Source organism: Cobetia sp. 4B (assembly GCF_018831605.1).
Lineage (GTDB): Bacteria > Pseudomonadota > Gammaproteobacteria > Pseudomonadales > Halomonadaceae > Cobetia > Cobetia amphilecti.
The window spans coordinates 1,633,089-1,658,488 of the sequence record NZ_CP059843.1 but is presented as its reverse complement, the minus strand read 5'-3'; the positions used below and the strand labels follow the sequence as shown (position 1 = coordinate 1,658,488).

The window sequence follows — 25,400 nt, the reverse complement described above, 5'->3', positions numbered from 1 at the left end:
ATGAATCACGAGAAGACCAAAGCCCCTGCCGTCGACCACAGTGTCATGATTCTGGATCTGCTTGCGGCAGCCTCCTACCCGCTGACGCTCTCGGAAATCTGCGAGTCCACCGGCATCTCGCCTGCCACCGGACACCGCGTGATCAACTCCCTGCTGCACCATCAGCTGGTCGCCCACGATCCCGGTCGCAAGAAGTCCTACTGCATCGGCTCGCGCATCTTCCAGATCTCCTCGACGATCTACAACAAGCAGAGCCTGATTCCGGTCTTCTACCCCATCGCCGAGATTCTTAAGAACGAGATTCACCGCTCGATCTTCCTGTGCATCCCCATCGGGGATCAGGTGGTGGTGATCTCGAAGGTCGATGCCTCCGGCAGTGGCAGCTACAACCTCTACATCGGCAAGACCATGGCCCAGCACGCCTGTGCCGCCGGCAAGGCGATTCTCGCCATGCGCCCCGAGGCCTCATGCCAACTGTATCTGGAGGCTGCGACGCGGAGTACGCCCGGCCTGGCCGAACGCCGTGACGAGATGGATGCCGAGCTTGAACGTGCACAACGCCTGGGATATGCGGTGTCCAGCGGCGAGGCCGAAGGACAGCTGAGCTGTATCGCGGCGCCTGTTCTGAACATGCGCAACGAGCCCATTGCCGCCATCAGCGCCGTCATCAGCCAGGACTGCCTGAATCCGCAGCAGGCTCGCGCCTACTCCAAGCATCTGGTTCAGGCGGCGCGTCAGCTGTCCTCGCGCATCATCTGAGGTCGAAAACGGCACCTGACGAGCCATTTATGCTGCACCGCACAAAGTCTTGCCACTATATATATAGGTATTTTTAGCACTGAGCATATAGGTATTTTTCAGTACTCAGCGATGTGACAGACGCGATGGGCGTTGCTCTGATAGCGAAGCGCATCCGCGACAGCCGACAAGCGCCTTGAGGGTGTCTTTTGTCGATGGCGCGAATGGTCGATGGCGCGAATGCAAGATACCCGTGATTCACAAGGCCACCCTGGCCTCACGAATCACGGGTATCTTGCGTGGCATCACGGCGGCGTCAATCGCCTCCTGTCAGGAGATGACCGGCGCGCCGAGCAGTGCCTTGACCTCGACATATTCGGCCAGGCCTTCGTCGCCCCATTCACGGCCGTTGCCGGAACGCTTGTAGCCACCGAAGGGCGCATCGAAGGAGAACTCTGCCCCTTGCAGATAGCATTGCCCTGCCTGCATGCAGCGGGCGATCGGCAATGCTGCCTCGGCGTCACGCGCATAGACTGCAGATGACAGGCCATAGACGCTGTCATTGGCGATGGCGATCCCCTGCTTCACGTCATCGTAGGGCAGGATGCACAGCACCGGGCCGAAGACCTCCTCACGGGCGATCTCCATTTCATTGCTGACGTTGGTGAAGATGGTCGGCCGCACATAGCAGCCCTTCTCGAGCCCTTCGGGCGGCTCGACGCCACCCAGCGCCAGCTCGACACCGTCGTTGATGGCCCGCTGCACCAGATCAAGCACCCGCTCGCGCTGACGCTGAGAGACCAGCGGCCCCATGGTGGTCGCCGGATCATTCGGGTCACCCACCACCTGCTCACTGGCGATCTCGACCGCCAGGCGGGTCGCCTCTTCCATGCGCGAACGCGGCACCAGCAGACGCGTGAAGGCGTCGCAGGTCTGGCCGGTGTTGGCCATCACGTTCTCGACGTTCAAGCGCACGGCCGCGGCCAGGTCGGCATCTTCCGTCACCAGCAGCGGTGACTTGCCGCCCAGTTCCTGACAGACCCGCTTGACGGTGGGCGCGGCACTCTCGGCGACCTTGCTACCGGCAATGGTCGAGCCAGTGAAGGACACCATGTCGACCTGCGGATGGCCGGACATCACCGGGCCGATCTCGCTGCCCTCGCCCGTCACCACATTGAAGACGCCAGCAGGCAGACCGACCTTCTCGAAGATCTCGGCCATGATGAAGTCCTGCAGCGGCGTCTGCTCCGCCGGCTTGGCGATCACGGTGCAGCCTGCCGCCAGCGCCGGGGCCAGCTTGCCGATCAACTGATGCAGCGGATAGTTCCACGGGTTGATCAGCGAGCAGACACCGATGGGCTCGCGCATCAGAGTCACATCGCCCTTGCGCTCGTCCTCTTCCATCTGGAAGGCACGTTCGGCGTAGTAACGCATGCCTTCGATGGGGCCTTCCACGTGCAGCGCGCCGGCCAATTGCACCGGGCAACCCATGGTGAGCACCTGCACGTCGCGCAGCTCATCGAAGCGATGCTGCATCTCATCCGCTGCCGCCATCAGGATATCGTGGCGTTCCTGCGCAGATGTCGTGGACCAGGCAGGCAGCGCCTGACGTGCTGCCATGATGGCAGCCTCCACATCCTGCTCACCGGCGCGCGGCACACTGGCGCACAGCTCGCCGGTGGCCGGATTGATGACCTCCATGCGCTCGCGCCCGAAGGGTGCCTGCCAGTGGCCATTGATGTAGAAGTTGTCGTGATGTTGCATGCCAGACCTCTCGTTGCTGGTGGGAGATAACACTTTCCCTGAGGGTGAGTCTCAAACGCAAATGCCCCGGAGGCCATTCGCACGGCGCTCCGGGGCAGTCTTCACGGCTCAGCTGCGGCCGGTAACGCCGACTTCGTAGCCGACTTCTTCCGGCTCGTCGTCAGTCAGCTCTGCCGGGAAGCCGGTGCCGAGCACACGGACATCGGCGGCTTCCTCGAGACGACGGATGATGTTGGAGGACCACTCACGCGGACCGAAGCGTTCCTGACCATCGCGGAAGATGTCCATCAGCATCGGGGAGATTTCCAGCGGCACATCCAGGTTCTTGGCCAGGGTGTCGAACAGGCCGACATCCTTGAGCACCAGATCCATGGTGAAGCTGATGTTGCGGCTTCCGTTCAGGATAACCTGGGACTCGGTCTCGTGGACGAAGGAGTTGCCCGAGGAAATCTTGATCGCCTCGTAGGTGGTATTCATGTCCATGCCGGCCTTCTTGCAGACGGTCAGGGCTTCGGCGACGGCGCACAGGTTGGCGGTGGCCAGATAGTTGGTCATCACCTTGAGCACGGAGGCGGTACCCAGCTCCCCGGTGTGCAGAACGCGACGCCCCAGGTTGGTCAGCACCGGCAGCACCTGCTCGAAGGATTCGCGGTCACCGCCGACGAAGATGGAGATATTGCCGGTGGCTGCGCGGTGGCAGCCGCCGGAGACAGGCGCTTCCAGTGCCTTGGCACCGGTGGCCAGCACCTTGTCGGCGATACGACGCAGTTCGCCGTCGTCGGTAGTGCTCATCTCGAGCCAGATCTTGCCTTCACGCAGACCGGCGATGATGCCGTCGTCGCTTTCCATCACGGCGCTGCAGGCAGCCGGAGACGGCAGGCAGGTGATGACCATGTCGTTGGCTTCGGCGAGTTCCTTGGAAGAATCCGCCCACTTGGCACCCTGCGCGAGGAAAGGCTTGGCGGCTTCCGGGTCAAGGTCACGCACGGTGACGTCATGTCCATTGCGCAGCAGACTACCTGCCAGCTTGCCACCCACGTTACCAAGACCGATGAATCCGACTTTCATGTGCTGTCCTCTTTGCTGTCTGCCTGCTGGCTGTCCGGTGTACTGCACAGGACCGCTTGGGACGGAGTGGAATCCTGTCCGTCGTGGCCCATGTCATCTTGAGGCTCACCCTACTGGCCGACCTGCCTGCCAACAATTCATAAGAATTTGGCAATTGGTAACAATTTTTGTGAGTCCCCCAGACCCCGCGCCTCCGAACAGCAAACAGCGAACAGCGATCAACCGGCAGATGCCAGATGCCCAGCCCCCCCCCATAACTCAGAACACAGAACCCGGAAGTCAGAACCCGGAAACAAAAAACGCCACCCGAAGGTGGCGTTGTCACGTAACAGCTCTCGCTCTGGCGGATCAGGTGGGCACGCTGCGACTCTGTGCCTCCAGCCAGCCAAGGAGGGTCGCGACGCGGGGGTCCCGCTCCAGCTCGCGATGACAGACAGCCCCCCATTCACCGCGCCCGGTCGTCACCTGTCCGGTCGGGTTGATGAGTCGACCGTTCGCCAGGTCATCGTCGGCAAAGGGCCCGTTGACCAAAGCGACGCCCTCCCCGCGCGCCGCCATCTCCAGGGCGACGGCCAGAGTGTCGACCACGATGCAATTGCGGGTGGGACAAGGGCCTAGCGACAATGCCTCGAAGTAACTCTCCCAATTCCAGCCCTCGGTGTAGACCCCGATCAACGGCAGCGTCTTCAAGGCATCCGCGGAAACCGGGTGTTTATCGTCGCCCAGCAGCTGGGGGCTGCATACCGGGAGGAGGCGTGACTCGAACAACGGCTGCCAGTGCAGGTGGTCCGCCAGCGGCGCATCGCGGAAGACGATACCGACATCGGCATTGGCCTCATCGAACTCCCAGCCGAGACTGCACGTCATCAGCTTGAGCTCGACTTCAGGATGCATGGCCTGGAAATGCGACAAGCGAGGTGCCAACCAGCGAATCGAGGTCGTCACATAGACCTGAATCGTCAGCGGCTGGGCATGCTGCATCTGGCGCAGAGACTCGGCGCCTTGCACCAGGCCCGCCAGCGCTTCACGCACTACCGGATAGAAACGCTCGCCAGCCGCCGTCAGCACCACATGACGGCCTTCACGGGCAAACAGTTTCACCTCCAGACTCTCTTCGAGACGCTGAATCTGGTTGGCGATGGCCGGATGTGTCAGGTTCAGCTCCTCGGCAGCCGCGCGGAGACTCAGCAGACGCGCAGCAGCTTCAAACCCTTTCAGCGAACTCAAGGGCGGCAGTTTCTGCAGTGGCAGAGGGGTTGGCATAGACGACACTCACGAAAGGCAAAAGGCGAGCAGGAAGCAACCGGTATCCCATGAACGATAGACGTTCTCGACACTCTCTCCCGTTCACGGCACACGGCTGCCATCTGGCCCTCTTTCGCCATGAGACAATGGCAAAGCGGGTGACCGTCGCTGACAGCCACCCGCACAATTGACCTCATGTTACCAAAGCCGCCATGCCGCGTAATGCCGATGCGCGTCGGCAAGCTACCCGTGGCCGGCTCAACCGGCCCGGCTCAACCGGCCCGGCTCAACAGGCCCGGCTCAACCAGCCTGACTCAGGCAGCCTAGCTCAGCAGGCGCTCGTCGAAGGGGTAGTCGGACAACAGCTCCACCTGACCATCGTCACGAATGTACAGCTGCTCTTCGAGCTTGACGCCTTCACCACCGGACTCATGCCCGATATAGCTCTCCACACACAGCGTCATCCCCGGCTTGAGGATGCCGTCGTAACCCTTGTCCTCGATATCCTCGCGATGAACGATGTAGGGATACTCGCCGTTCATCCCGACACCATGCGCCAGGGCAAAGTAACGACGCGCGCGGTAAGCGGGAGGGATTCGCCAGGCGCGTTCGGCGTATTCCTTGAAGCTGACCCCGGGCTTGAGATTTTCCATGTTGGTCTGGATCTGGTCATACGCCATGCGATAGAGCGATTTCTGCTCGGCGCTGGCCTCCCCGGAACCACACAGGAAGGTTCTCGAGAAATCCGCATAGTATCCGTAACGTCCCACCACATCGGTATCCAGTGCGACCAGTTCTCCTGCCTGGATGACACGGTCGGAACATTCCTGGAACCAGGGGTTCGTGCGCGGCCCGGAATTCATGAGGCGTGTCTCGATGAAATCGGCGTCTGTCTCGATGATGTGCTGGTGCAGCCGCGACCAAGCGTGATTCTCGGTGACGCCAGGACGGATGGAGGTCTCCAGTTTGCGCACCCCCTCCTCGACCGCTCTCAGGGAGGAGCGAATCATCTTTATCTCGTTGGGTACCTTGATGGCACGTGCCTGCTCAAGGGGCTCATGGGCATCCAACACCTGATAGCCACGCTGCTCGAGCATGAAAGCGGCTTCTGCAGTCGCGCTTTCGAGGGCGATCCGCTCACCTCCGCCACACTGGCGCACCAGGTCAATGATTTCATCCGCCCAGGCCCTGGTGACGTCTTGTGTATTCTTCTCATTGAAGTAATAGGAAATCGCCTTGGCCGGACGAATCTCGTCCACGGTCGGCAGATGGCTGGCCAGGTGTTCACACCCCGAGAACTCGAACAGCACGACCGGCCCTGCCGCGGGGACGAATACGTAGCGAGCGGGATTGCGTGAGCTGTATACCTGCATGTTGCGAGACCCGGTGGCATAGCGGACATGGGCCGGGTCGAACAGCACTGCCGCCGAGATATCACGACGGGCCAGTTCCTGGCGAACACGCGCGAGTCGGTCGCATTGGATCTGCGCAATCTCTTCCGAAGTCGGTTCGCAGTCTTCCAGTGCATGGGTCGGGGCCAGAATGCCCATCGCTGTCAGGTCCATTTTCATGTGAAGTGCCCTGTGGGAAAAGTTCGGTCAAGCGCCAAGGCGCGTACAAGGGGGAAGGCGTCACGGGAATGTCGCGCCCGTCTCAGTCGAGCAGACCATCGGCACGCTGGACGTGCTGAGCTTCCGCCAGAATGTGCTGCTCCGAGACTCGTCCATACAGCTGACGCGTACGTTCAAGCCGGCCGACCACTCCCGGCGTTTCGGAATACGCGAAGATCGCCGTCAACCGGGGGACCACACCCGACACCTGCGTGACACGGTGCAGACTGAACCGCCCCTTGAACAACTGCAGATCGCCCGGGTTGAGGCTCAGGGTCTTCACCGCTTCACGCGACTCTCCCCGGATCACTTCGCCTACGGCAGCGTAGTGCTCATCGTTGGGGGTGCGGATGCCGGGGCAATACTCGAACTGCCCCCCGCTCTCGGGCTGTTGCGTCATCATGGTGACGATGAATTCGTTGGTGTCGTAGTGCCAGGGTTGCTCGGTGCCATCTGGCAGCACGTTGAGCACGAGCCCGGCAAAGGGGTCGGCATACTCGTACACCCGCTCACGACCAAGACAGGCCGACACCAGCTGCTTCATGGCCTGCGAGACGTACAGCCGCTGCATCAGGCTATCGGCAGGGATCATGTCACGCGTCACGAAGCCACTGGTGCGCGTCATGAACAAGCGACGCGGGTCCTGTTGGGGCAAGCGGTCGTCATCGGCCGTGAAATAGGCATTCACCTCGCGGGTGTTGTAGAACGCGGTCTCGGCGAGACGGGCCGTTTCCGCTTGCATCTGCGCAAGGCGCTCCGGACGCAGAAATCCTCTCAATACGGCGCAACCCTCACGTTCGAGATCTTCACGCGCCTTGGCGATCGTGGCCTCAAGCGCTGGAGATCGGGGGTCATGCAGGGGGTAACGCTCGGTATCGACCAACGCGGAGAGATCGACGGTCTCGGCATCGGCCAATTGCGGGGGCATCGCGGAAGTCAGGTCAGTCACGGAGGTATCCTCACGTCGTGGGGCTGGGGGACAAGACAGCTCGTGGGTCAGGCACTATGCTGGCCAGAATCCATGCATTTGAGAAACGAGTCATTCCAATGAAATCCATCGGCAAACCCGATACATCAAGCACAGACGCCCCTCGCCCGCTGCCATCGCTGGATACGGATCTCCTGCTGGCATTCGTGACGGTGGCCGACAGCGGGAGCTTCACTCAGGCGTCGCGGCATCTGCATCGCACGCAGTCCACTGTCAGTCTGCGCATCAGCACTCTCGAGGAGCGTCTTGGCTATCGACTGCTGATGCGAACCAGCCGTCATATGGAATTGACCAATGCCGGTCGAACGTTTCTGCGTTACGCACGACGCATCCTGCAACTGCAACGCGAAGCCGTGGCCGCCCTCAGCGAAAACGACCACCCGATCACGTTGCGCCTCGGCTTGCCGGAGGATTACGCCACCACCTGGTTGCCACAGCTGCTGGCACATCTCGGCGAGCGCCACCCCCAGATCCGTCCGCACATCCACTGCCGGATGTCCACGGAACTGCTGGAACAGCTCGATGCCGGCCAGCTGGATCTGGTCATCGCGGTCAGCCACAACCAACAACGCCAGGGGGAACTGCTGTCTCGCGAGCCTGTCGTGTGGGCGGCGCATCAACGCTTTGTGCTGGACCCCTCCGCTCCGCTGCCGTTGGCGCTGTTCCCCGAACAATGCATCTATCGCGAGAGGGCATTGTCCGCCCTGACCCAGGCAGAACGCAGCTGGCGTATCGATTCCACCAGTCAGAGCCCCAGTGGCTTGAGAGTCATCGTCAATCAAGGCCATGCCATCACGGTGGCAGATCGACGCTCGTTGCCTGAGGACTGGTGCGAGCTGGGCACCGAGGCAGGGCTTCCGGCGCTACCCACTGCCGAAATTGAACTCCATCGTTCCCCCAGCCTGACGCATCCGATCTTCGATACTTGCGCAGAGATGATTCGCGAATTGTTGCGAGAGAAACCTCAAGTGCGATGAGTCCTCATCAGGAGCACTGGTCTTGCTGCTTATACGGGCGTTTTTACTATCTCCATTACGACCCCTGACATTCTGCCTGCGACAGGATGGAAGATTTTCCGATCTGCCCTGCAATACGCTGCACGGCAGTTCGCTGCATGTCACAGGGAGCCCGGAAAGCTGACGTCATTCCGCCTCCTCCTCGAGCACTGACGTTGCAAAATCAGATGATCGTCCCTACATGATCAGACGCTCATTCCCCCCCTTACCGATGAGGCCCCTGATCGGCGCAGACAAGACGTCAAGCGCCACCCCGAGATGATCGGTAACACCTGACAACAAGATGATCGGCTACACCCGACAACAAGATCGAGGAGTATCAAATGTTCGGAGCATCCGTGCGCCCACTGGTCTTCTGGCCACCTTTCATTCTGCTGTTCGCCTCCGTATTGGCGAGCTTGATCGATCTCGACAGCTTTCTGGCTGTCACTACCAATCTCAACAACCAGGTACTGAGCAAGTTCGGCTGGTTGTTTTCCATCACGGCGCTCAGCATGGTGGTGGCCTGCCTCATAGCCTATCTTTCGCCGTTGGGCCGCACCCGTATCGGCGGCGAGAACGCGACGCGACTGTTGTCCCCATGGCGTTGGTTCTCCATCACGTTATGCACCACGTTGGCCGTGGGCATCATGTTCTGGTCGACCGCAGAGCCGCTTTATCATCTGCACTCGCCGCCCACCTCGCTGGACATTGCCGCCAATAGCCCGGAAGCCGCGCGGTTCGCGCTCTCGACCATGTTCCTGCACTGGTCGTTCACGCCCTATGCGATCTACACCGTTCCTGCGCTGATCTTTGCCCTGATGCATTACAACCTCGGCAAGCCCTTCTCGCTCGGGACCCTGTTCGTGCCGCTGCTGGGAGATCGACTGATCGGTCGCAAGGGACGTGCACTCGATGCACTTGCGCTCTTCGCCCTGGTCTGTGGCATGGCGTCGTCCCTCGGCACAGGGGCCATGACACTGGCAGGCGGCATCGACCGCTTCCTCGGCACTGGCTCGGGCCCGCTGATGCTGGGCATCGTCACCCTCGCGATCGTGCTGTGTTTCACCGCTTCGGCGGCCAGTGGTCTGCAAAAAGGCATCGCACGCCTGTCCGCCATCAACGCCAAGGCCTTCTTCGCCTTTCTCATCTTCGTGTTCGCCTTCGGTCCGACGCTGACCATCCTGGGCTACGGCACGGAAGCGGCTGGCGAATACTTCACCAACTTCATGAGCAAGAATCTGTTCACCGGGGCCTTCGACAATGACCCCTGGCCACAGAGCTGGACCATCTTCTACTGGGCCAACTGGATGGCATGGGCACCGATTTCGGCTCTGTTCCTGGGCAAGATCTCACGGGGGTATACCGTGCGGCAGTTCATGCTGATCAACATGGTGGCGCCCTCACTCTTCTCGATCATCTATGTCGCGGTGTTCAGCAGCACGACATTGAAGCTCGACATGGATACCGCCGGGGCACTCAACACCATCCTCAGCGAGGCCGGGGCTGGCTCGGTGATCTACGCACTATTCGATGAGCTACCGATGAGCTCTCTGGTGGGAGGGATCTTCCTGGTCATCGCCTTCCTGTCTTTCGTGACAGCGGCCGACTCCAATACCGATGCCATCAGCCAACTCTGCAGCTCGGATAGCCAGGAGGCTCTGGCAGGCAACGAAAGCGAAGACCGCAGCAAGGGCCGCCTGATGATGAAGATCATCTGGGGCTCGACCATCGGTGCCGTCGCCTGGATCATGACCTCCTTCGTCGGCATCGATGGCATCAAGATGCTCTCCAACCTCGGCGGGGTACCAGCGCTCTTCATCGTGATCGGTGCCACGGCGTCTCTGATACGACTGGTCTCGATCGGCACCGCCAAGATCGGCCTCGAGCACACGCCGTCACGCAGTTATTCGGCGGAAGCTCACCAGCGCTGGCAATCTTCCCAGTCCAGCTGAGCCAACTCGAGATGGCGTGACACTCAAGTCCTCAAGGAGAAACCACGACACCCCCGGGCCGAGAGGCGACGGGGGTGTCGTGGTTTTCTCTTGAGTGTCATGGCCCGCACAGTGGCATGGGCCATGCAGCCTGCGTTACGGCTAGGGTGCGTTAGCCACTGAAGCGATTTCCTGACAGAACCCTCAAAAAATAACCCAGATTCCTTACCTGAACGCGCGCGTGTATACCCATACAAGGCTGAAAGCACAACGCTGACAAAACAGAATTTTATGGGTTAGCATCCTCAGACACACAAGAAAATTATAGGAACGCGTATGTTTAGTTCTTCCATCCGCCCCCTCGTCTTCTGGCCACCGTTCATCCTGCTGATAGTCGCAGTGGCAGCAAGCCTTATCAATCTCGAAGGCTTTCTCGCCACCACGACGGCCTTGAATGACTGGGTACTCAACAAGTTCGGTTGGCTGTTCTCGATTACGGCACTGGCGATGGTGGTGACATGCCTGATCACTTACCTGTCACCACTGGGCCGCACGCGGATCGGTGGTGAAAATGCCACGCGAATCCTGACACCCTGGCGCTGGTTTTCCATCACGCTATGTACCACGCTGGCCGTCGGCATCATGTTCTGGTCGACCGCAGAACCGCTCTATCACTTACACACTCCGCCCGGCTCACTGGAGGTGACGGCGAACTCTCCTGAGGCAGCACGCTTTGCACTCTCGACGATGTTCCTGCATTGGTCATTCACGCCCTATGCGATCTATACCGTCCCGGCATTGCTGTTCGCTCTGATGCATTACAACCTGGGCAAGCCGTTCTCGCTCGGCACGCTCTTCGTGCCGCTGTTGGGTGATCGCCTGATCGGCCGCAAGGGCCGCGCGCTGGATGCACTGGCATTGTTCGCACTGGTCTGCGGCATGGCATCGTCATTGGGCACCGGCGCCATGACACTGGCCGGCGGCCTGGACCGCTTCCTGGGGACCGGCACTGGCCCGCTGATGCTGGCACTGGTGACTCTCGCCATCGTGGCCTGCTTTACCGCCTCCGCGGCCAGTGGTCTGCAGAAAGGCATTGCGCGTCTGTCCGCCATCAACGCCAAGGCCTTCTTCGTCTTCATGGCCTTCGTCTTCCTGTGCGGCCCGACCCAGACCATTCTTGGCTATGGCACCGAAGCTGCGGGTGAGTATTTCAACAACTTCATGCAAAAGAGCCTGTTCACCGGGGCCTTCGATGACGATCCGTGGCCGAAAAGCTGGAGTATCTTCTACTGGGCCAACTGGATGGCATGGGCACCGATATCCGCCCTGTTCCTGGGCAAGATTTCCCGTGGCTATACCGTGCGACAGTTCATGCTGATCAACCTGGTCGCGCCGGCCCTGTTCTCGATCACCTACGTGAGTGTCTTCGCAAGCTCCACTATCCAGTTCGACATGCAAAGTGGCGGTGCGCTTTACCAACTGCTGAATGAGTCTGGTGCAGGCTCCGTCATCTATGCCCTGTTTGACGAACTGCCGATGAGCACCTTGGTCAGCGCCGTCTTCCTGATCATCGCCTTCCTGTCCTTCGTGACGGCAGCCGACTCCAACACCGAAGCGATCAGCCAGCTGTGCAGCACTGACAGCCAGGCCGCCATGGCCGGTGACAGTGATGAAAATACCAATGATCGTCTGCTCATGAAGATCATCTGGGGTTGCACCATCGGCGCCGTCGCCTGGATCATGACGGCCTTCGTGGGCATTGATGGCATCAAGATGCTCTCCAATCTCGGCGGTGTGCCGGCGCTGTTCATCGTGATTGCCGCCACGGCGTCCCTGCTGCGTCTGGTGTCGATCGGTACCGCCAAGATCGGTCTCGAGCACACGCCGTCACGTAGCTATTCTCCCGAAGCGCACCTGCGCTGGGAAAGCACTCGCAAGACAGCAGAAAGCTCTCGGTAAGCCAAACCCTGCGTTGAGCATGCCCACTACGCCCTGTCTTCGGACAGGGCGTTTTACTGTGGGTAGGCCGCTTTGAAGACTCGCTCTCCCATGGGTCAACACCCCCTCCAAGCCGAGTCAGTCGTTGCCTGAGCCATTGAGGGAGTCTTTTCCTCAAGCATTGGACAAGTAATACGCATGACGTAATAACAACGATTTATTCCACTTTCTGGCACCATTCAGAACACTCAGCAAATAAACACAACTCATGCCGAGTAATATTATTTATATATAATAAGTCATGTCTTCCATGCTGCTCTGGCACGTGTCACGCAACTGAACATCGTCGCACCCGCTCGTCCAACCACCGTTGACGTGAATGAGAGGCAAGCTTTGCCCGCCAGGGTGTAGACATTGACATGCGCATAATTTATCGTTGTCAACGAATTTGATAACGAGAGAAAATAAAAACACCGTTTTGCCAAGCTTGGGGCTGACCAACAACTCGCATCAGCGCCCTTGCAAGGCTTGACCGATAACAAGGACGCGTATGCGATATCATTATTCCGATGAAGGCAGATGCATGCCACGCCGCCCTCCCCCAAGTTCCCGCCTGACCGGGAAGTGCCACCAACTCCGTCTTCATTGACCGAGATTGCCGATTATTGATGACGCGGCCCACGTGCTGCGCTGGATGCCATTTGCTTGAGCAAATGACGCAGAACTACGTCCACGGCTAAGAACCTTCCCCTCCTTACTCGTCGCTATCGACAACCGTTTGCCCTCGGGCGACTGCGTTGCGTAGCGCCCTGTTTCCCTACCGAGGGCCAGTTCTTGAACAACGAATCGCTATATCAATTCTCTACCCTGACTGTCGTACTGCTGCTGCTTGCCTTCTATGGCGGCACCTACCTGATGACGCTGGGGATCCGCAAGAAAAATGAAGATGCCGATGCCTTCATGGTCTCCAACCATCGCGTTGGCTTCGGCATGGGCGCGGCGAGCATGACGGCTACCTGGATCTGGGCGGCCTCCTTCTATGCTGCCGCCACCTCCGGCTATACCTATGGTGTCTCAGGGCCGATCCACTATGGCCTGTGGGGCGCACTGATGATTCTGTTCATCTACCCCTTCGGCCGCCGCTTCCGCAAGCTGGCGCCCAATGCGCATACACTGGGCGAGCTGATCCATGCGCGCCACGGCTCCTCCAGTCAGCTGATTCTGGCGCTCTCCAACCTGCTGGGTAGCGTGATCAGCCTGATGGTCAACTTCACTGCCGCCGGGGCGCTCGTCTCCGTGCTCTCGCCGCTGTCCTTCCAGGCGGGCGTGATCATGGCGGGCGTGGGGGTGCTGTTCTATACCCTGTGGTCGGGCTTCCGCGCCTCGGTACTGACCGACTTCGCGCAACTGGTTGCCCTGATGGCGATCGCCATCGTGATCATTCCGGCGGTGTTCTTTGCGATGGGTGGCCCGACAGAGCTGGTCGCAGGCCTGGATAACCTGACGCCCGAGCAGGCCAACTTCTTCTCGACGGATGCCATCCTGAACCAGGGGGCGCCCTTCTTCGTCGCGGTACTGGCCTATGCGATCGGTAACCAGACCATTTCCCAGCGCCTGTTCGCCGTCAACGAAGACCACATCAAGCCGACCTTCCTCACCGCGACACTGGGCTATGGCGCCATCGTCATCGGCCTGGGCATGATTGGCCTGATGGCACTGACACTCGGGGTGGAGCCGCTCAACGGCGACATGAACAACCTCATCCCGCAGATGGTGTCCGAGTATCTGCCGCCGTTCTTCATCGCGCTGTTCTTCATTCTGGTGATCGGCTCGCTGTCCTCCACCGCGGATTCCGACCTTTCCGCGCTGTCCGCCATCATCATGGCCGATGTCTATGGCAAGAATATCGCCCGCGGCAAGCCAGACCCGAAGCGCATGCTCTTCATCGGCCGCTTGACCATGATCATCGCCACGGTGCTGGGCATCGTCTTCGCCAGCTTCTCACTGGATATCCTGGTGATGCTGGTCTTCGTCGGAGCTCTGTGGGGCGCGATCGTCTTCCCGGTCATCGCCAGCTGCTTCTGGAATCGGGTGACCAACACCGCCTTCACCACGTCGGTCATCGTCGCGATGGTGATGTTCTGCCTGGCACGCTTTGAACTGGTGCCGCTGACGGGCATGAGCGGTCTGTTCTTCGAGCTGCTCGCCAGCATCGGCGGCGGCGTGATCATCGGCCTGATGGTATTCGGCTTCCTGGGGCGCATTCTCGGCATCCTTGCGGGAATCGCGGCCATGATCGCCATGCTGATCTTCGCGACTGACTTCCTGCGCGACTACACCGTCCTGCTGGCATCGTTGACCGCTTACGGCACCAGCACCCTGGTGTGTGTGGTCATGAGCCTCACCAGCCGCCAGGAACGCTTCGACTTCGACACCATCACCGCACGTGTCGGCAACTATGACGAAGCACTCGACTCAGGCGATCGTGATACGACAACACCGATCCAGACGCAGCCTGCTACCTCCACCGGCGCATGATTCTGGATAACGTCCGAGACAGAACAAGGAGACAACACTCATGACATTGCTATTTGCCACCTACGTACTGGTATGGCCAGTGCTCACCCTGGCGGTATTGATCGTCATCTGCCGCGCGGTCGCACGTGATCGCCGCATCGCACGGGAAGAAAAGCGCGAGCTGGTATGAAGCTCCTGGCGTAATGTGACGCCAGGAACGCAAAAGCCCGCCTCTGGATTGTCCAGAGGCGGGCTTTTTTACGACTTACCGAAGAATAGCCTGTCTATCACGCCTGCTCGACGATCCACTCATGCGCAGGATCATTCTTGAACTTCCACACCCGCTTGGGGCCGGCCATGACATTGAGGTAGTAGAGCTCGTAGCCGTGCGGGGCGGCGGCGGGATGATATCCCTCCGGCACCATCACACAGCAACCGTCCTCCACCGCCATGGTCTCATCCAGAGAGCGATCATCGGTATAGACGCGCTGGAACGCAAAGCCCTGTGACGGATTGAGCTTGTGATAATAGGTTTCCTCAAGGAAAGACTCCTCCGGGAGGTTGTCCGCACAATGCTTGTGCGGCGGGTAGCTGGACCAATTACCCGGCGGTGTATAGACCTCAACCACCAACAAACTATCAGCAGGCTCTGTCTGCGGAAGAATGTCCTGCACATGGCGCGTATTGGTCCCCTCGCCTCGTGTCGAACAGGCCACCTGCTCGGGGCGAATCAGGCGCGCGGCATGGTTGCCATGCCCCGGAGCACTACAAACTGCTATTTCAAGCTCTGTCAGGGCTTCTACCGAGTAGGCGACGCCATCTGGCAGGTACACCGAATAGGGAGGCAAGTGATCGAAAACACTCATGCGCTCGCCGATATTCTCGAAAGTCTGGTCACCGGTACGCACGGTCGCGCGCCCCGAGAGCAGCACGAGGCATTGCTCACGACTCTCGGTGTGGCGCTCGAAACGCTCACCTTGTTTCAAGCGATGCACGCGAAAGCCCACGTGTGTCCAGCCTGCAGATTCCGGGGTTACCTCGAGCAAGGTGCCATCTTCACTCGGGGCATGCGGTCTTACCAGAAGGCTCATTGGTCGACTCCTATCATGGCGATGGCAATTCAAATTACTGAGCAGGTCTCAGCGGATTTCACTGAGCAAGACTCGCCGACCTTCTCGGTAGGAAATCAGCGCGGCTTCTGCTAGTTCAAGTGCCGCCAGACCATCTTGCGCTCCTGCCAACGGCGCCCGATTTTCCTGCCAGGCTGCCACGAAGTCGGCGACTTCCTGTGCATAAGCGCGCGAGTAACGCTCGAGGAAGAACCACTGTGGACGCTCATCCACGACCCCCTCGGCACCCGTGAAACGCAACTGAGTATCCGTTTCGTTGCGCGCCTCCAACATCCCCTTGCTGCCAAACACTTCAATACGCTGATCGTAGCCATAGCAGGCCCGGCGAGAATTGCTGATATTGACCAACTTGCCCGACGCACTCTTCAGATTGATCAGGACACTGTCGAGATCACCTGCCTCACCAATAGCCGGGTCCACAAGACAGCTGCCACTTACTGTCACTTCCGTTACAGGCTCTCCGAGCAACCAGGCAGCCATATCCAGATCATGAATGCTCATGTCACGGAAGATACCGCCCGAGGCTGCAATATATTCAGCGGGGGGCGGCTCAGGGTCACGGCTGGTGATCGTGATCATTTCCAACTTGCCAATGCGTCCTGAGTCCATTGCGGTCTTCAGCGCGGAAAACTGGGGGTCGTGACGACGATTGAACCCCAGAGCGCAGGTGACCGGATACTCTTCCAACACCGCGAGACAATGGCGCGTACGCACTAGATCCAGGTCAATCGGCTTTTCGCACAGTACGGCCTTGCCAGAACGAGCGGCGCGTTCCAGGAAGTCAGAATGCGTTGGTGTTGAAGACGCAATCAAGACACCGTCAATATCGTCAGAGCTGAAAACATCATCAGCACTTAGCACCGGCACGCCGTACTCGCTAGCCAGTGACTCGGCTGCTGCAGAAAAGGCGTCGCTAACCGAAGCCAGCTCGGCCGTCGGGTGGTCAGAGATAGCGCGAGCATGAACACGGCCGATGCGACCGGCACCTAACAGAGCGATTTTCATATAAGACTTCCTCTTCATGGCGTTTGTTGTTGAGCTTGTTGCAACTGCATTGCGAGAAGTCGCGGGGCTGGAAGGCAACACCTCCTGTGTTGACTTGCCAAGAGAACCCGCTGGTTATTGAAACATCAGTTTTCTATCTGCAATTTCTGACTATCTGTTGCCATATTGGCTTCATTGCGAACCCCCAGCCCGATTGCCAGCACTTGTGCCAGACATAACGTGGAGGTCAATCCTCTGAATCCCTGTACTTCCGCCTCATTGACGACCAATGCCACATCCGCTTGGCGAGTCAGAGGGCTCAACGAGGAATCCGTAATCAATATGATGGGGACCCCTCGCTCCCTGACCGACCTGACGGCGTTTTGTACCTCCTCGGCATAGGGGGCAAAGCTGGTCACCAATAGACAGTCCCGTTCAGACACTGCCTCGGCCTGCTCGCGATACATCGCCCCCATCCCATCCATGAGAAACGCACGCTTGGCCACGTGACGCAGCGAATAGGCCAGGTAACTTGAGACCACGAAGCTACGGCGAGCACCCAACAGATGAATGGCCTCCGCGGCCTGCATGAGGTCCAGCGCCCGCTCGATATCTTGCGTCGGCACGCGATGAGGCAACTGAGCCAAAGCTTGCAGATTGGCCTCGGCGAAATTCATCAGTAGCTCGTTGACGCTTGGGCTCGTCCCAGTGACCTCACGAGCCACACGAATGCGTTCGTTGTAATCGGGCTCTGCCTCAACCAAGCGTGAGCGGAACAGCTTCTGCATCTCCGAAAAGCCAGAGAATCCCAGCGCATTCGCAAAGCGGATCATGGTGGAGGGTGTCACCCCAGCTTTGTCAGCCAGTGCGGCTACCGTGCCGAATGCCACTTCCTGGGGATGATCCAGAAGAAAGCGAGCACTCTGCTGCAAGCGCTTGGAGAGCTCGGGATATTGCTCGCCTATATGCGCCTCTAGGGCTTCAAAAGTCTGCAGCTGACGCGCGGCGCGCTGCAAGGAAGTGGGATCTGGCATAAATACTCCTCGCTGTGCCTACCTGACTGGGCGCTGAGATCTTGGCGATCCCCCGGTAGGCGATAGGGAGGAGTCTAGGCGCATGGAATGAAAATTCCAAGATCAAAATAAAATGAATATTCCGGTTGCATTCCATCCGAGTGGAATCTACATTCCAACTACCGGTCGCGATGGAATACGCCATGTTCCAGACCACCGGGCACTCGCATACTGGAAGAGAGCAGCGCCAGTCCGCTCTTCCTCACTGACAAAGACAATAACCAAAGAACGTCAGGAGCCAACCATGTACAAAGTCGAGCCTCTCGCCACCTCTCCGAACTCTCACAGAAGGATGCCACGCCTGCGTCGTGCGATAGCCAGTCTCACGACAGCCTTGTTAGCAGTCTCTGTGGCCAATGCCGCCTGGGCAGCCGAAACCGAGCGCTACGTCATGATCACGCATGGCCAGAACTCCGACCCCTTCTGGTCAGTCGTCAAGCGCGGCGCTGACGATGCAGCTGAAGAACTTGGCGTCGAAGTCGAGTACCGCGCACCTTCTACCTTTGACATGGCAAAGATGGCGCAACTGCTGGATGCTGCAGTAGCTTCAAAGCCAGATGGCCTTATCATTTCCCTGACCGACGCTGATGCACTGGGCAAAGGCATCAAGAATGCTGTGGATCAGCAGATCCCGGTCATCACCATCAATTCTGGTGGCGATAAGTCCAAGGAGGTCGGCGCACAACTTCACATTGGTCAGAGTGAATATGAAGCAGGGCGAGGTGCGGCAGAACGCATGGTAGAGAGCGGCGCCAAACACGGACTCTGCATCAATCAGGAGCAAGGCAACGTAGGGCTAGATGCACGGTGCGCGGGCTTCATCAAGGGGTTCGACGGTAGCGCCAGTGAACTAGCCACCAGCACCGATCCCACCGAAATCAAAAACTCTCTCGTTGCCTACCTCAATCAGCACAGCGAAGTGGATGCCATCCTCGCCTTGGGGCCTCTCGGTTCCGAGCCAATGCTCAAGGCAATGCAAGAAGCTGGCGCTACTCAAAAATTCCAGCTCGGCACCTTCGATCTCTCCCCCGACATACTCGCCGCCATTCAGTCGGGTGAAATGAACTTTGCCATTGATCAACAACAGTACCTGCAAGGCTATCTGCCGGTGGTCTTCATGCATCAGTACCACATACACGGTCTGATGCCGGCTGGCGATGTCGCCACAGGCCCCGGATTTGTCACCGCCGAGAATGCAGGTCAGGTCATCGAGCTTTCAGAGCAAGGCATTCGCTAAGCGAAAAGCTCAATTTGGCAAAACTTTCATTTCCATGACATGGCGTCCTCCCCCTATGAGGACGCCCGGAGAGAGCATCATGACTGATCATACTATCAGTGCCGTTCCGGCCGCTGATGACGAACGGCTTCGCCGCGTCCACCCTCTCAAGGCCGCACTGAAACGTCCCGAATTTGGCGCCATTGCCGGCACCATCCTGGTATTTGCCTTCTTCTCTGTCGCCGCTTCGGGGACCGGCATGTTCAGCCTGGCGGGCATTCTCAACTTCCTGGAAGTCTCTGCACAGCTAGGCATCCTCGCCATCGCGGCATCGCTCCTGATGATCGGTGGTGAATTCGACCTTTCCCTAGGCTCAATGATCGGCTTTGCCGGCATCTTGATTGCCATCCCTGCCGTGCAATACGGCTGGCCCCTCTGGCTGGCCATTACTTTCGCCTTTGCTTGCGCCGTCCTGATTGGCTGGATTAACGGCTATCTGGTGATGCGCACAGGTCTGCCCTCCTTCATCGTCACACTGGGCTTTCTGTTCATCCTGCGCGGCCTGGCCATCGGCCTGACCCGCTTGACGACTGGACGCACCCAAGTCAGCGGTCTGCAAGAGATTGCCGATCATGACTGGTTGGCACCGTTTTTCTCCGGCGAGGTATTTACTGGCCTCTTCAGCTGGATGGCAGCCCAAGGCTGGATTGCCACCAACTTCGCGGGAAATCCAAGTGTCACTGGTGTCCCGGTCTCTATCGTCTGGTGGATTGTACTGGCCGCTGCCGCGACCTGGCTGCTGCTTTACACCCGCTTCGGCAACTGGATATTCGCCTGCGGCGGTGATGTGAATGCTGCACGCAACGTCGGCGTCCCTGTAATGAAGGTCAAGATCCTGCTGTTCATCTTTACCGCTGTCGCCGCCACCATCTTTGCCTGCCTGCAAGTCATGGATACCGGTTCAGCCGACACGACTCGCGGTCTGCTCAAGGAACTGGAAGCCATCATCGCCGTCGTGATCGGCGGAGCTCTGCTGACAGGCGGCTATGGCTCTGCCGTGGGTGCCGTATTCGGTGCGCTTATCTTCGGCACGGTACAGATGGGCATCTTCTACACCGGCGTTAACACTGACTGGTTCAAGGTCTTCCTCGGCGCCATGCTCCTGATCGCAGTACTGTTCAACAATTACGTGCGCAAGAAAGCTCTGGAGGCTAAGTAATGACTACTAACGCCAACCTGCAACAGACGCCGGAACAGACTACGACCGCCGCCGATCGCGCCAGAGGTGATACTCCGAAAGCCGCTGACACCCGCACTCCTCTTATCGAGATGCAGGCTGTCGACAAGCACTTCGGCAACGTAGTCGCCCTTTCCAATATTTCATTGAAAGTCTACGCAGGCGAGGTCATGTGCCTGCTCGGCGATAACGGCGCCGGCAAGTCGACCCTCATCAAGACGTTATCAGGAGTGCATGCCCCGACTCACGGTGAACTGCTGCTGGAGGGGAATCCTGCCAATTTCACGTCCCCCGGCCAGGCACTCGATGCCGGCATCGCAACGGTCTTCCAGGACCTCGCAATGATTCCCTTGATGTCGATCACCCGTAATTTCTTCATGGGCCGTGAGCCCACCAAGGGGTTCGGTCCTTTCAAATATGTGGACTGGGAGTTTGCAGATCGGGTGGCACGTGAAGAGATGGCCAAGATCGGGATCGATGTGCGTGACCCGTCTCAACCAGTCGGCACGCTGTCAGGCGGCGAACGCCAGTGTGTCGCAATCGCACGCGCTGTCTACTTCGGTGCCAAGGTGCTCATTCTGGATGAGCCAACGTCAGCACTAGGTGTCAAGCAGGCATCGAAGGTACTGCGCTATATCGCTCAGGCGCGCAACCGAGGGCTCGGCGTCATCTTCATCACGCATAACGTCCATCACGCCTACCCCATCGGTGATGCCTTTACTCTGCTCAAGCGCGGCACCTCATTAGGAAGCTGGCGCAAAGAGGACATCACTCGTGAGGAAGTGCTCAACATGATGGCCGGTGGCGAGGAAATGGCCAGCCTGGATGCAGAGTTGGCGGAGTTCCAACGGACGGATTCCGCCTCTGTTGCCTGACCGCGAGCAGGCGTACACGTAGATCATCAATAAGCACTACGGGGCTCCCCCCGATACCTCGATCTACATCGATTATTGTCAATGCCGGGTAACACCGGCCCATTAAGGGATATGCCCATGACGCGCCACTCTCCTCACTCACCGGATCTGGATGTCATTTGCCTCGGCCGCGTCGCCGTTGACCTCTACGCTGAACAGATCGGTGCGCGTCTCGAGGACGCCACCAGCTTCAAGAAATACCTGGGCGGGAGCTCCGGCAATATGGCGTATGGTACGGCACGCCTTGGACTCAAATCCTCGATGCTAGCTCGAGTTGGCAACGAGCAGATGGGGGAATTTCTGCGCGAAGAGCTCACCTCGGCCGGTTGTGATGTCAGCCACTTAATCCGCGATCCTGAACGCCTGACGGGCCTAGTGCTCCTCGGCATCAAGGACAAAGACCAGTTCCCCCTACTCTTTGTTCGTAACGACTGTGCTGACATGGCCATTGATGAAGATGATGTCGATCCGGCATTTATCTCCCGAGCACGTGCCTTAGCCATCACCGGCACTCATCTCTCTACACCGCGTACGCAGCGCGCTGCTCGCAAGGCACTGGATGCTGCACGAAACGCTGGTGTAAAGCGTGTCTTGGACATCGACTACCGGCCAGTACTCTGGGGGCTGACCAGCATTGGCGATGGCGAGACTCGGTTCGTCGCGGATGAAAGCGTAAGCCAGCACATGGCACGTTGGCTTGGCGACTTTGACCTGATCGTCGGCACGGAAGAAGAGTTTCACATTGCCGGCAACAGTACCGACACGCTAGAAGCGCTGCGTGAAGTTCGCCGTCATAGCGAGGCAGTGCTCGTGTGCAAGATAGGGGCGCGTGGCTGCGTCATCTTCGAAGAAGAGATCCCGCAACAACTTGAAGACGGCATTCTGGTCGAGGGCGTCAAGGTCGAGGTCATGAATGTACTCGGTGCCGGCGATGCTTTCATGAGCGGTTTCCTGCGTGGCTACCTGCGCGATGAAAGTTGGGAAACTTGCGGCCATTACGCCAACGCGTGCGGCGCCTTGGTGGTGTCCCGTCACGGGTGTGCACCAGCCATGCCCACAGAAGCGGAACTGTTCGATTATCTGAGCCGCCGCGAGTCCGTGCCTCGCCCGGATCTTGATGATCATCTAACCCACTTGCATCGCGTCACCACCCGTCGTGTAGCGCACTGGGACAGCGTGCTGGGACTGGCATTCGACCATCGCCGTCAATTCCTGGACATGGCACGCGATGTCGAAGGTAACCCCGATCGCCTGCCTCGCTTGAAGCAGTTACTGGTACAAGCCACCCGCACAGCGGCACAGCAGGCCGGCATCACACGGCCGGCGATCCTCTGTGATGATGTCTTGGGCCAGGATGCACTCAATGACACCGCTGAACTGGAATGGTGGGTCGGCCGCCCGGTCGAGCTCCCCAGCTCACGCCCACTTCGCTTCCAGCATGGCGATGACATCGGTAGCCAGCTGAGACGCTGGCCGCGCCACCACATCGTGAAGTGCCTGGTGTTCTACCACCCCGATGACGAAGCCACACTGCGCCTTGACCAGGAAGCCCGCTTGCGCCAGCTGTATGACGCTTGCTGCATTTCCGGACATGAACTGCTGATTGAAGTGATTCCGCCACGTCAGGCAGACGCCCCCACCTGCGATGAGACCACCATTCCGCGCAGTCTGGAGCGTCTCTACAACCTCGGCATTCGTCCCGATTGGTGGAAACTTCCGGCTCTTACAGCCCAGGGCTGGGAAAAGGTGAATCAAATCATCAGTACACGCGATAGCTGGTGTCACGGTGTCGTACTTCTGGGACTGGATGCCCCCATCGAAGACGTAAAGCGTGGATTCGAACAGGCAGCACGTTTCCCGATCTGCAAAGGGTTCACCGTCGGCCGTACATTATTCACCGCCCCCAGCCAAGCTTGGCTTTCGGGCACTATCGATGACGCGACCCTGACCCGACAGGCCGCTGACAACTATCTCGAATTGATTACCCATTGGCAGAAACTGCGTGATGCCTATTGCAACGCAGAGGATGCCAGTCCTGCCACCACGCTCGCAGAAGGAGTCCTGCAATGAGCTCTGTTTCTCACTCAGCGGCAGCGCCGGGTACCGTGCGCCTGACAGTCGCTCAGGCATTGGTGCGATACCTGAGTGCGCAATATATCGAGCAAAACGGACAGGAAGTCCCCTTGTTCGGTGGCTGCTTTGCCATCTTCGGCCACGGCAATGTGGCAGGCCTTGGCGAGGCCTTGCACGCTGCAAGTGATGCGTTCCCCACCTATCGTGCTCATAACGAACAAGGCATGGCCAATGCTGCCATCGCCTATGCCAAGGCGAACAACCGTCGCCGAATCATGGCGTGCACCTCGTCCATCGGACCTGGTGCCACCAACATGGTGACCTCTGCCGGGCTTGCCCATGTCAACCGATTACCGGTGCTGTTCTTGCCCGGTGACACCTTCGCCAGCCGCGCACCAGATCCGGTGCTTCAACAGGTCGAACATTTCAACGACCCCGGCCTGAGCGTCAATGATTGCTTCCGACCTGTTTCGCGCTTCTTTGATCGCATCACACGGCCGGAACAGTTGCTGACCAGCCTTCCCCAAGCATTGGCGACGCTGTTGGATCCCGTGGACTGCGGCCCTGCCACCCTGTGTCTGCCACAGGACGTCCAGACGCTAGCATACGACTGGCCTACCGATTTCTTCGACCGCCAGCTCCATCGTATCCGCCGTGCTCCTGTCGCCCAGGAAGAGCTTGTGATGGCGTTAGACACGCTCCGCTCAGCCAAGCGCCCACTTTTGATTGCAGGCGGTGGCGTGCACTACAGCGAGGCGTGCGATGCTCTATCCACCTTTGCCGAGCAGCACGGTATCCCCGTGGTCGAAACACAGGCAGGCAAAGGTGCCCTGCCTTGGAGCCACGCTCGCAATATGGGCGCGATTGGGGTGACGGGCGCGGCCAGCGCCAATCAGCTGGCACGTGAAGCAGATGTCATTCTGGCCATCGGTTCACGACTCCAAGACTTTACCAGCGGCTCTCGCACGCTCTTTGAAGCCGCCGATCAAACACTCATCAGCCTCAATGTCGGTCGCTTCGATGCCGTCAAGCATGGCGCACAGCAGCTGCAGTGCGACGCACTGCGCGGAATAGAAGCTTTAACGACGGGGCTAGCCGACTGGGCTGCACCAGATAGCTGGGTGCAACGCCAATCTGGGCTCAAGCAGGAATGGGAAGCGGTCAGGGAAAGCGTGATGGCTGACCAGGCACTCTCGCTGCCAACCGATGCTCAGGTACTCGGTGCCGTAAATCGTCAAGCGACAGAAGACACCACCGTGGTCTGTGCCGCCGGCGGCTTACCAGGTGAGCTTCACAAGCTATGGGCAGCCACTGTCCCCGGCAGTTATCACGTGGAATATGGCTTCTCATGCATGGGCTATGAACTGGCCGGCGGGATGGGCGTCAAGATGGCTCACCCATCGCGTGATGTGACCGTCGTAGTGGGAGACGGTAGTTACCTGATGCTTAACTCCGAGCTGGCCACCTCAGTGATGCTGGGCCACAAATTGACCGTCGTCGTGCTCGATAACCGAGGCTACGGCTGCATCAATCGCCTACAACACGCGACTGGCGGTGCCGGTTTCAACAATCTGCTCAAGGACTGTCGCACCGTTCCGGAAGGCGCTCCCAAGGTGGATTTTGCGGCACACGCTCGTGCGCTGGGCTGTCAGGCCGAACAGGTCACAGGGATTGGCGAACTGGAAGCCGCCCTCGAGCGTGCCCGGGCCTCAGAGACAACCTACGTCATCGCGCTAGACACTGATCCGTTGCCCTCCACCCAGGAAGGCGGGCACTGGTGGGAGGTCGCCATTCCCGAGGTCAGCGAACGTACTGAGGTCCGTGACGCCTACCAGGGCTATGTGACGCAAAAACAGCAACAAGCTCACTAAAACATCCACAGGGTCGGGTGCAGCCAGCCTCTCCGGCCCTGAGTCTACGCCATGCCCTCGGAGGCCACGGTGCCTCCTTGCACACTCAATATCTCGAAGAAGGAT

At 59.2% G+C, this 25,400-nt stretch carries 19 protein-coding genes; 11 read left to right on the top strand and 8 right to left on the bottom strand.

The window, feature by feature from the left end; genetic code table 11:
• Positions 1-759 (top strand): IclR family transcriptional regulator, encoded by a 759-nt coding sequence (locus H2O77_RS07080; protein WP_107335081.1) that lies wholly within the window; start codon positions 1-3, stop codon positions 757-759.
• Between the two features lie 309 nt (positions 760-1,068).
• Here H2O77_RS07080 and H2O77_RS07075 read toward each other — a convergent pair whose 3' ends face one another.
• From H2O77_RS07075 to H2O77_RS07055, 5 genes are all read right to left on the bottom strand, one after another.
• The gene (locus tag H2O77_RS07075; protein WP_215824262.1) at positions 1,069-2,502 is read right to left on the bottom strand and encodes an aldehyde dehydrogenase family protein; all 1,434 of its coding nucleotides are present in this window, start codon (positions 2,500-2,502) and stop codon (positions 1,069-1,071) included.
• A gap of 108 nt (positions 2,503-2,610) precedes the next feature.
• Positions 2,611-3,570, bottom strand: a complete 960-nt coding sequence (locus tag H2O77_RS07070; protein WP_131431804.1) for an NAD(P)-dependent oxidoreductase — start codon at positions 3,568-3,570, stop codon at positions 2,611-2,613.
• 348 nt (positions 3,571-3,918) lie between these two features.
• Positions 3,919-4,833 (bottom strand): LysR substrate-binding domain-containing protein, encoded by a 915-nt coding sequence (locus tag H2O77_RS07065; RefSeq protein ID WP_215824261.1) that lies wholly within the window; start codon positions 4,831-4,833, stop codon positions 3,919-3,921.
• 305 nt (positions 4,834-5,138) lie between these two features.
• Positions 5,139-6,386, bottom strand: a complete 1,248-nt coding sequence (locus H2O77_RS07060) for a Xaa-Pro peptidase family protein (protein WP_215824260.1) — start codon at positions 6,384-6,386, stop codon at positions 5,139-5,141.
• Between the two features lie 82 nt (positions 6,387-6,468).
• Positions 6,469-7,374 (bottom strand): phytanoyl-CoA dioxygenase family protein, encoded by a 906-nt coding sequence (locus tag H2O77_RS07055; protein ID WP_318527679.1) that lies wholly within the window; start codon positions 7,372-7,374, stop codon positions 6,469-6,471.
• Positions 7,375-7,472: 98 nt separating this feature from the next.
• Between H2O77_RS07055 and H2O77_RS07050 the strand changes: the two genes are divergently transcribed.
• From H2O77_RS07050 to H2O77_RS07030, 5 genes are all read left to right on the top strand, one after another.
• Positions 7,473-8,390, top strand: coding sequence for a LysR substrate-binding domain-containing protein (locus H2O77_RS07050; protein WP_043334049.1), 918 nt, complete (start codon positions 7,473-7,475; stop codon positions 8,388-8,390).
• 362 nt (positions 8,391-8,752) lie between these two features.
• Positions 8,753-10,363 carry a BCCT family transporter gene (locus H2O77_RS07045; RefSeq protein ID WP_131431800.1) on the top strand — a complete coding sequence of 537 codons (1,611 nt, stop codon included), beginning with the start codon at positions 8,753-8,755 and terminating at the stop codon, positions 10,361-10,363.
• Positions 10,364-10,678: 315 nt separating this feature from the next.
• Positions 10,679-12,301: a BCCT family transporter gene (locus tag H2O77_RS07040; protein WP_215824259.1), complete on the top strand. Its 1,623-nt coding sequence runs from the start codon at positions 10,679-10,681 to the stop codon at positions 12,299-12,301.
• 813 nt (positions 12,302-13,114) lie between these two features.
• On the top strand, positions 13,115-14,818 hold the full coding sequence (locus tag H2O77_RS07035) for a sodium:solute symporter family protein (RefSeq protein WP_215824258.1): 1,704 nt from the start codon (positions 13,115-13,117) through the stop codon (positions 14,816-14,818).
• 40 nt (positions 14,819-14,858) lie between these two features.
• Positions 14,859-14,987, top strand: coding sequence for a putative transporter small subunit (locus H2O77_RS07030; RefSeq protein ID WP_215824257.1), 129 nt, complete (start codon positions 14,859-14,861; stop codon positions 14,985-14,987).
• 97 nt (positions 14,988-15,084) lie between these two features.
• On the opposite strand, the gene iolB is transcribed toward H2O77_RS07030, so the two are convergent.
• The 3 genes from iolB to H2O77_RS07015 form a co-directional block, all read right to left on the bottom strand.
• Positions 15,085-15,888 carry a 5-deoxy-glucuronate isomerase gene (gene iolB, locus H2O77_RS07025; RefSeq protein WP_192838006.1) on the bottom strand — a complete coding sequence of 268 codons (804 nt, stop codon included), beginning with the start codon at positions 15,886-15,888 and terminating at the stop codon, positions 15,085-15,087.
• A 48-nt stretch (positions 15,889-15,936) separates the two neighbouring features.
• Positions 15,937-16,932, bottom strand: a complete 996-nt coding sequence (gene iolG, locus H2O77_RS07020; RefSeq protein ID WP_215824256.1) for an inositol 2-dehydrogenase — start codon at positions 16,930-16,932, stop codon at positions 15,937-15,939.
• 125 nt (positions 16,933-17,057) lie between these two features.
• Positions 17,058-17,945 carry a MurR/RpiR family transcriptional regulator gene (locus tag H2O77_RS07015; RefSeq protein ID WP_215824255.1) on the bottom strand — a complete coding sequence of 296 codons (888 nt, stop codon included), beginning with the start codon at positions 17,943-17,945 and terminating at the stop codon, positions 17,058-17,060.
• A gap of 283 nt (positions 17,946-18,228) precedes the next feature.
• Here H2O77_RS07015 and H2O77_RS07010 point away from each other — a divergent pair, with 283 nt between their 5' ends.
• The 5 genes from H2O77_RS07010 to iolD all read left to right on the top strand — a co-directional run bounded on the left by H2O77_RS07010 (position 18,229) and on the right by iolD (position 25,295).
• Complete coding sequence (locus H2O77_RS07010; RefSeq protein ID WP_225347893.1) at positions 18,229-19,221, top strand: sugar ABC transporter substrate-binding protein; 993 nt, start codon at positions 18,229-18,231, stop codon at positions 19,219-19,221.
• Positions 19,222-19,300: 79 nt separating this feature from the next.
• A complete protein-coding gene (locus tag H2O77_RS07005; RefSeq protein WP_192838003.1) occupies positions 19,301-20,419 on the top strand; it encodes an ABC transporter permease in 1,119 nt (372 codons plus the stop codon).
• 110 nt (positions 20,420-20,529) lie between these two features.
• Positions 20,530-21,312 (top strand): ATP-binding cassette domain-containing protein, encoded by a 783-nt coding sequence (locus H2O77_RS07000; protein ID WP_192838264.1) that lies wholly within the window; start codon positions 20,530-20,532, stop codon positions 21,310-21,312.
• A gap of 117 nt (positions 21,313-21,429) precedes the next feature.
• Positions 21,430-23,421 carry a 5-dehydro-2-deoxygluconokinase gene (iolC, locus tag H2O77_RS06995; RefSeq protein ID WP_215824254.1) on the top strand — a complete coding sequence of 664 codons (1,992 nt, stop codon included), beginning with the start codon at positions 21,430-21,432 and terminating at the stop codon, positions 23,419-23,421.
• Positions 23,418-25,295: a 3D-(3,5/4)-trihydroxycyclohexane-1,2-dione acylhydrolase (decyclizing) gene (gene iolD, locus H2O77_RS06990; protein WP_215824253.1), complete on the top strand. Its 1,878-nt coding sequence runs from the start codon at positions 23,418-23,420 to the stop codon at positions 25,293-25,295. The genes iolC and iolD overlap by 4 nt, the downstream gene beginning before the upstream one ends.
• Positions 25,296-25,400 lie beyond the last annotated feature (105 nt).

Bases quoted from the DNA above. Each gene is read 5' to 3' on its own strand.
- H2O77_RS07000 (WP_192838264.1), top strand. From the start codon at position 20,530: ATGCAGGCTGTCGACAAGCACTTCGGCAACGTAGTCGCCCTTTCCAAT.
- H2O77_RS07070 (WP_131431804.1), bottom strand. From the start codon at position 3,570: ATGAAAGTCGGATTCATCGGTCTTGGTAACGTGGGTGGCAAGCTGGCA.
- H2O77_RS07015 (WP_215824255.1), bottom strand. From the start codon at position 17,945: ATGCCAGATCCCACTTCCTTGCAGCGCGCCGCGCGTCAGCTGCAGACT.
- H2O77_RS07040 (WP_215824259.1), top strand. From the start codon at position 10,679: ATGTTTAGTTCTTCCATCCGCCCCCTCGTCTTCTGGCCACCGTTCATC.
- iolB (WP_192838006.1), bottom strand. From the start codon at position 15,888: ATGAGCCTTCTGGTAAGACCGCATGCCCCGAGTGAAGATGGCACCTTG.
- iolG (WP_215824256.1), bottom strand. From the start codon at position 16,932: ATGAAAATCGCTCTGTTAGGTGCCGGTCGCATCGGCCGTGTTCATGCT.
- H2O77_RS07005 (WP_192838003.1), top strand. From the start codon at position 19,301: ATGACTGATCATACTATCAGTGCCGTTCCGGCCGCTGATGACGAACGG.
- H2O77_RS07075 (WP_215824262.1), bottom strand. From the start codon at position 2,502: ATGCAACATCACGACAACTTCTACATCAATGGCCACTGGCAGGCACCC.
- H2O77_RS07010 (WP_225347893.1), top strand. From the start codon at position 18,229: ATGTACAAAGTCGAGCCTCTCGCCACCTCTCCGAACTCTCACAGAAGG.
- H2O77_RS07060 (WP_215824260.1), bottom strand. From the start codon at position 6,386: ATGAAAATGGACCTGACAGCGATGGGCATTCTGGCCCCGACCCATGCA.
- H2O77_RS07080 (WP_107335081.1), top strand. From the start codon at position 1: ATGAATCACGAGAAGACCAAAGCCCCTGCCGTCGACCACAGTGTCATG.
- H2O77_RS07065 (WP_215824261.1), bottom strand. From the start codon at position 4,833: ATGCCAACCCCTCTGCCACTGCAGAAACTGCCGCCCTTGAGTTCGCTG.
- H2O77_RS07045 (WP_131431800.1), top strand. From the start codon at position 8,753: ATGTTCGGAGCATCCGTGCGCCCACTGGTCTTCTGGCCACCTTTCATT.
- iolC (WP_215824254.1), top strand. From the start codon at position 21,430: ATGACGCGCCACTCTCCTCACTCACCGGATCTGGATGTCATTTGCCTC.
- H2O77_RS07050 (WP_043334049.1), top strand. From the start codon at position 7,473: ATGAAATCCATCGGCAAACCCGATACATCAAGCACAGACGCCCCTCGC.
- H2O77_RS07030 (WP_215824257.1), top strand. From the start codon at position 14,859: ATGACATTGCTATTTGCCACCTACGTACTGGTATGGCCAGTGCTCACC.
- iolD (WP_215824253.1), top strand. From the start codon at position 23,418: ATGAGCTCTGTTTCTCACTCAGCGGCAGCGCCGGGTACCGTGCGCCTG.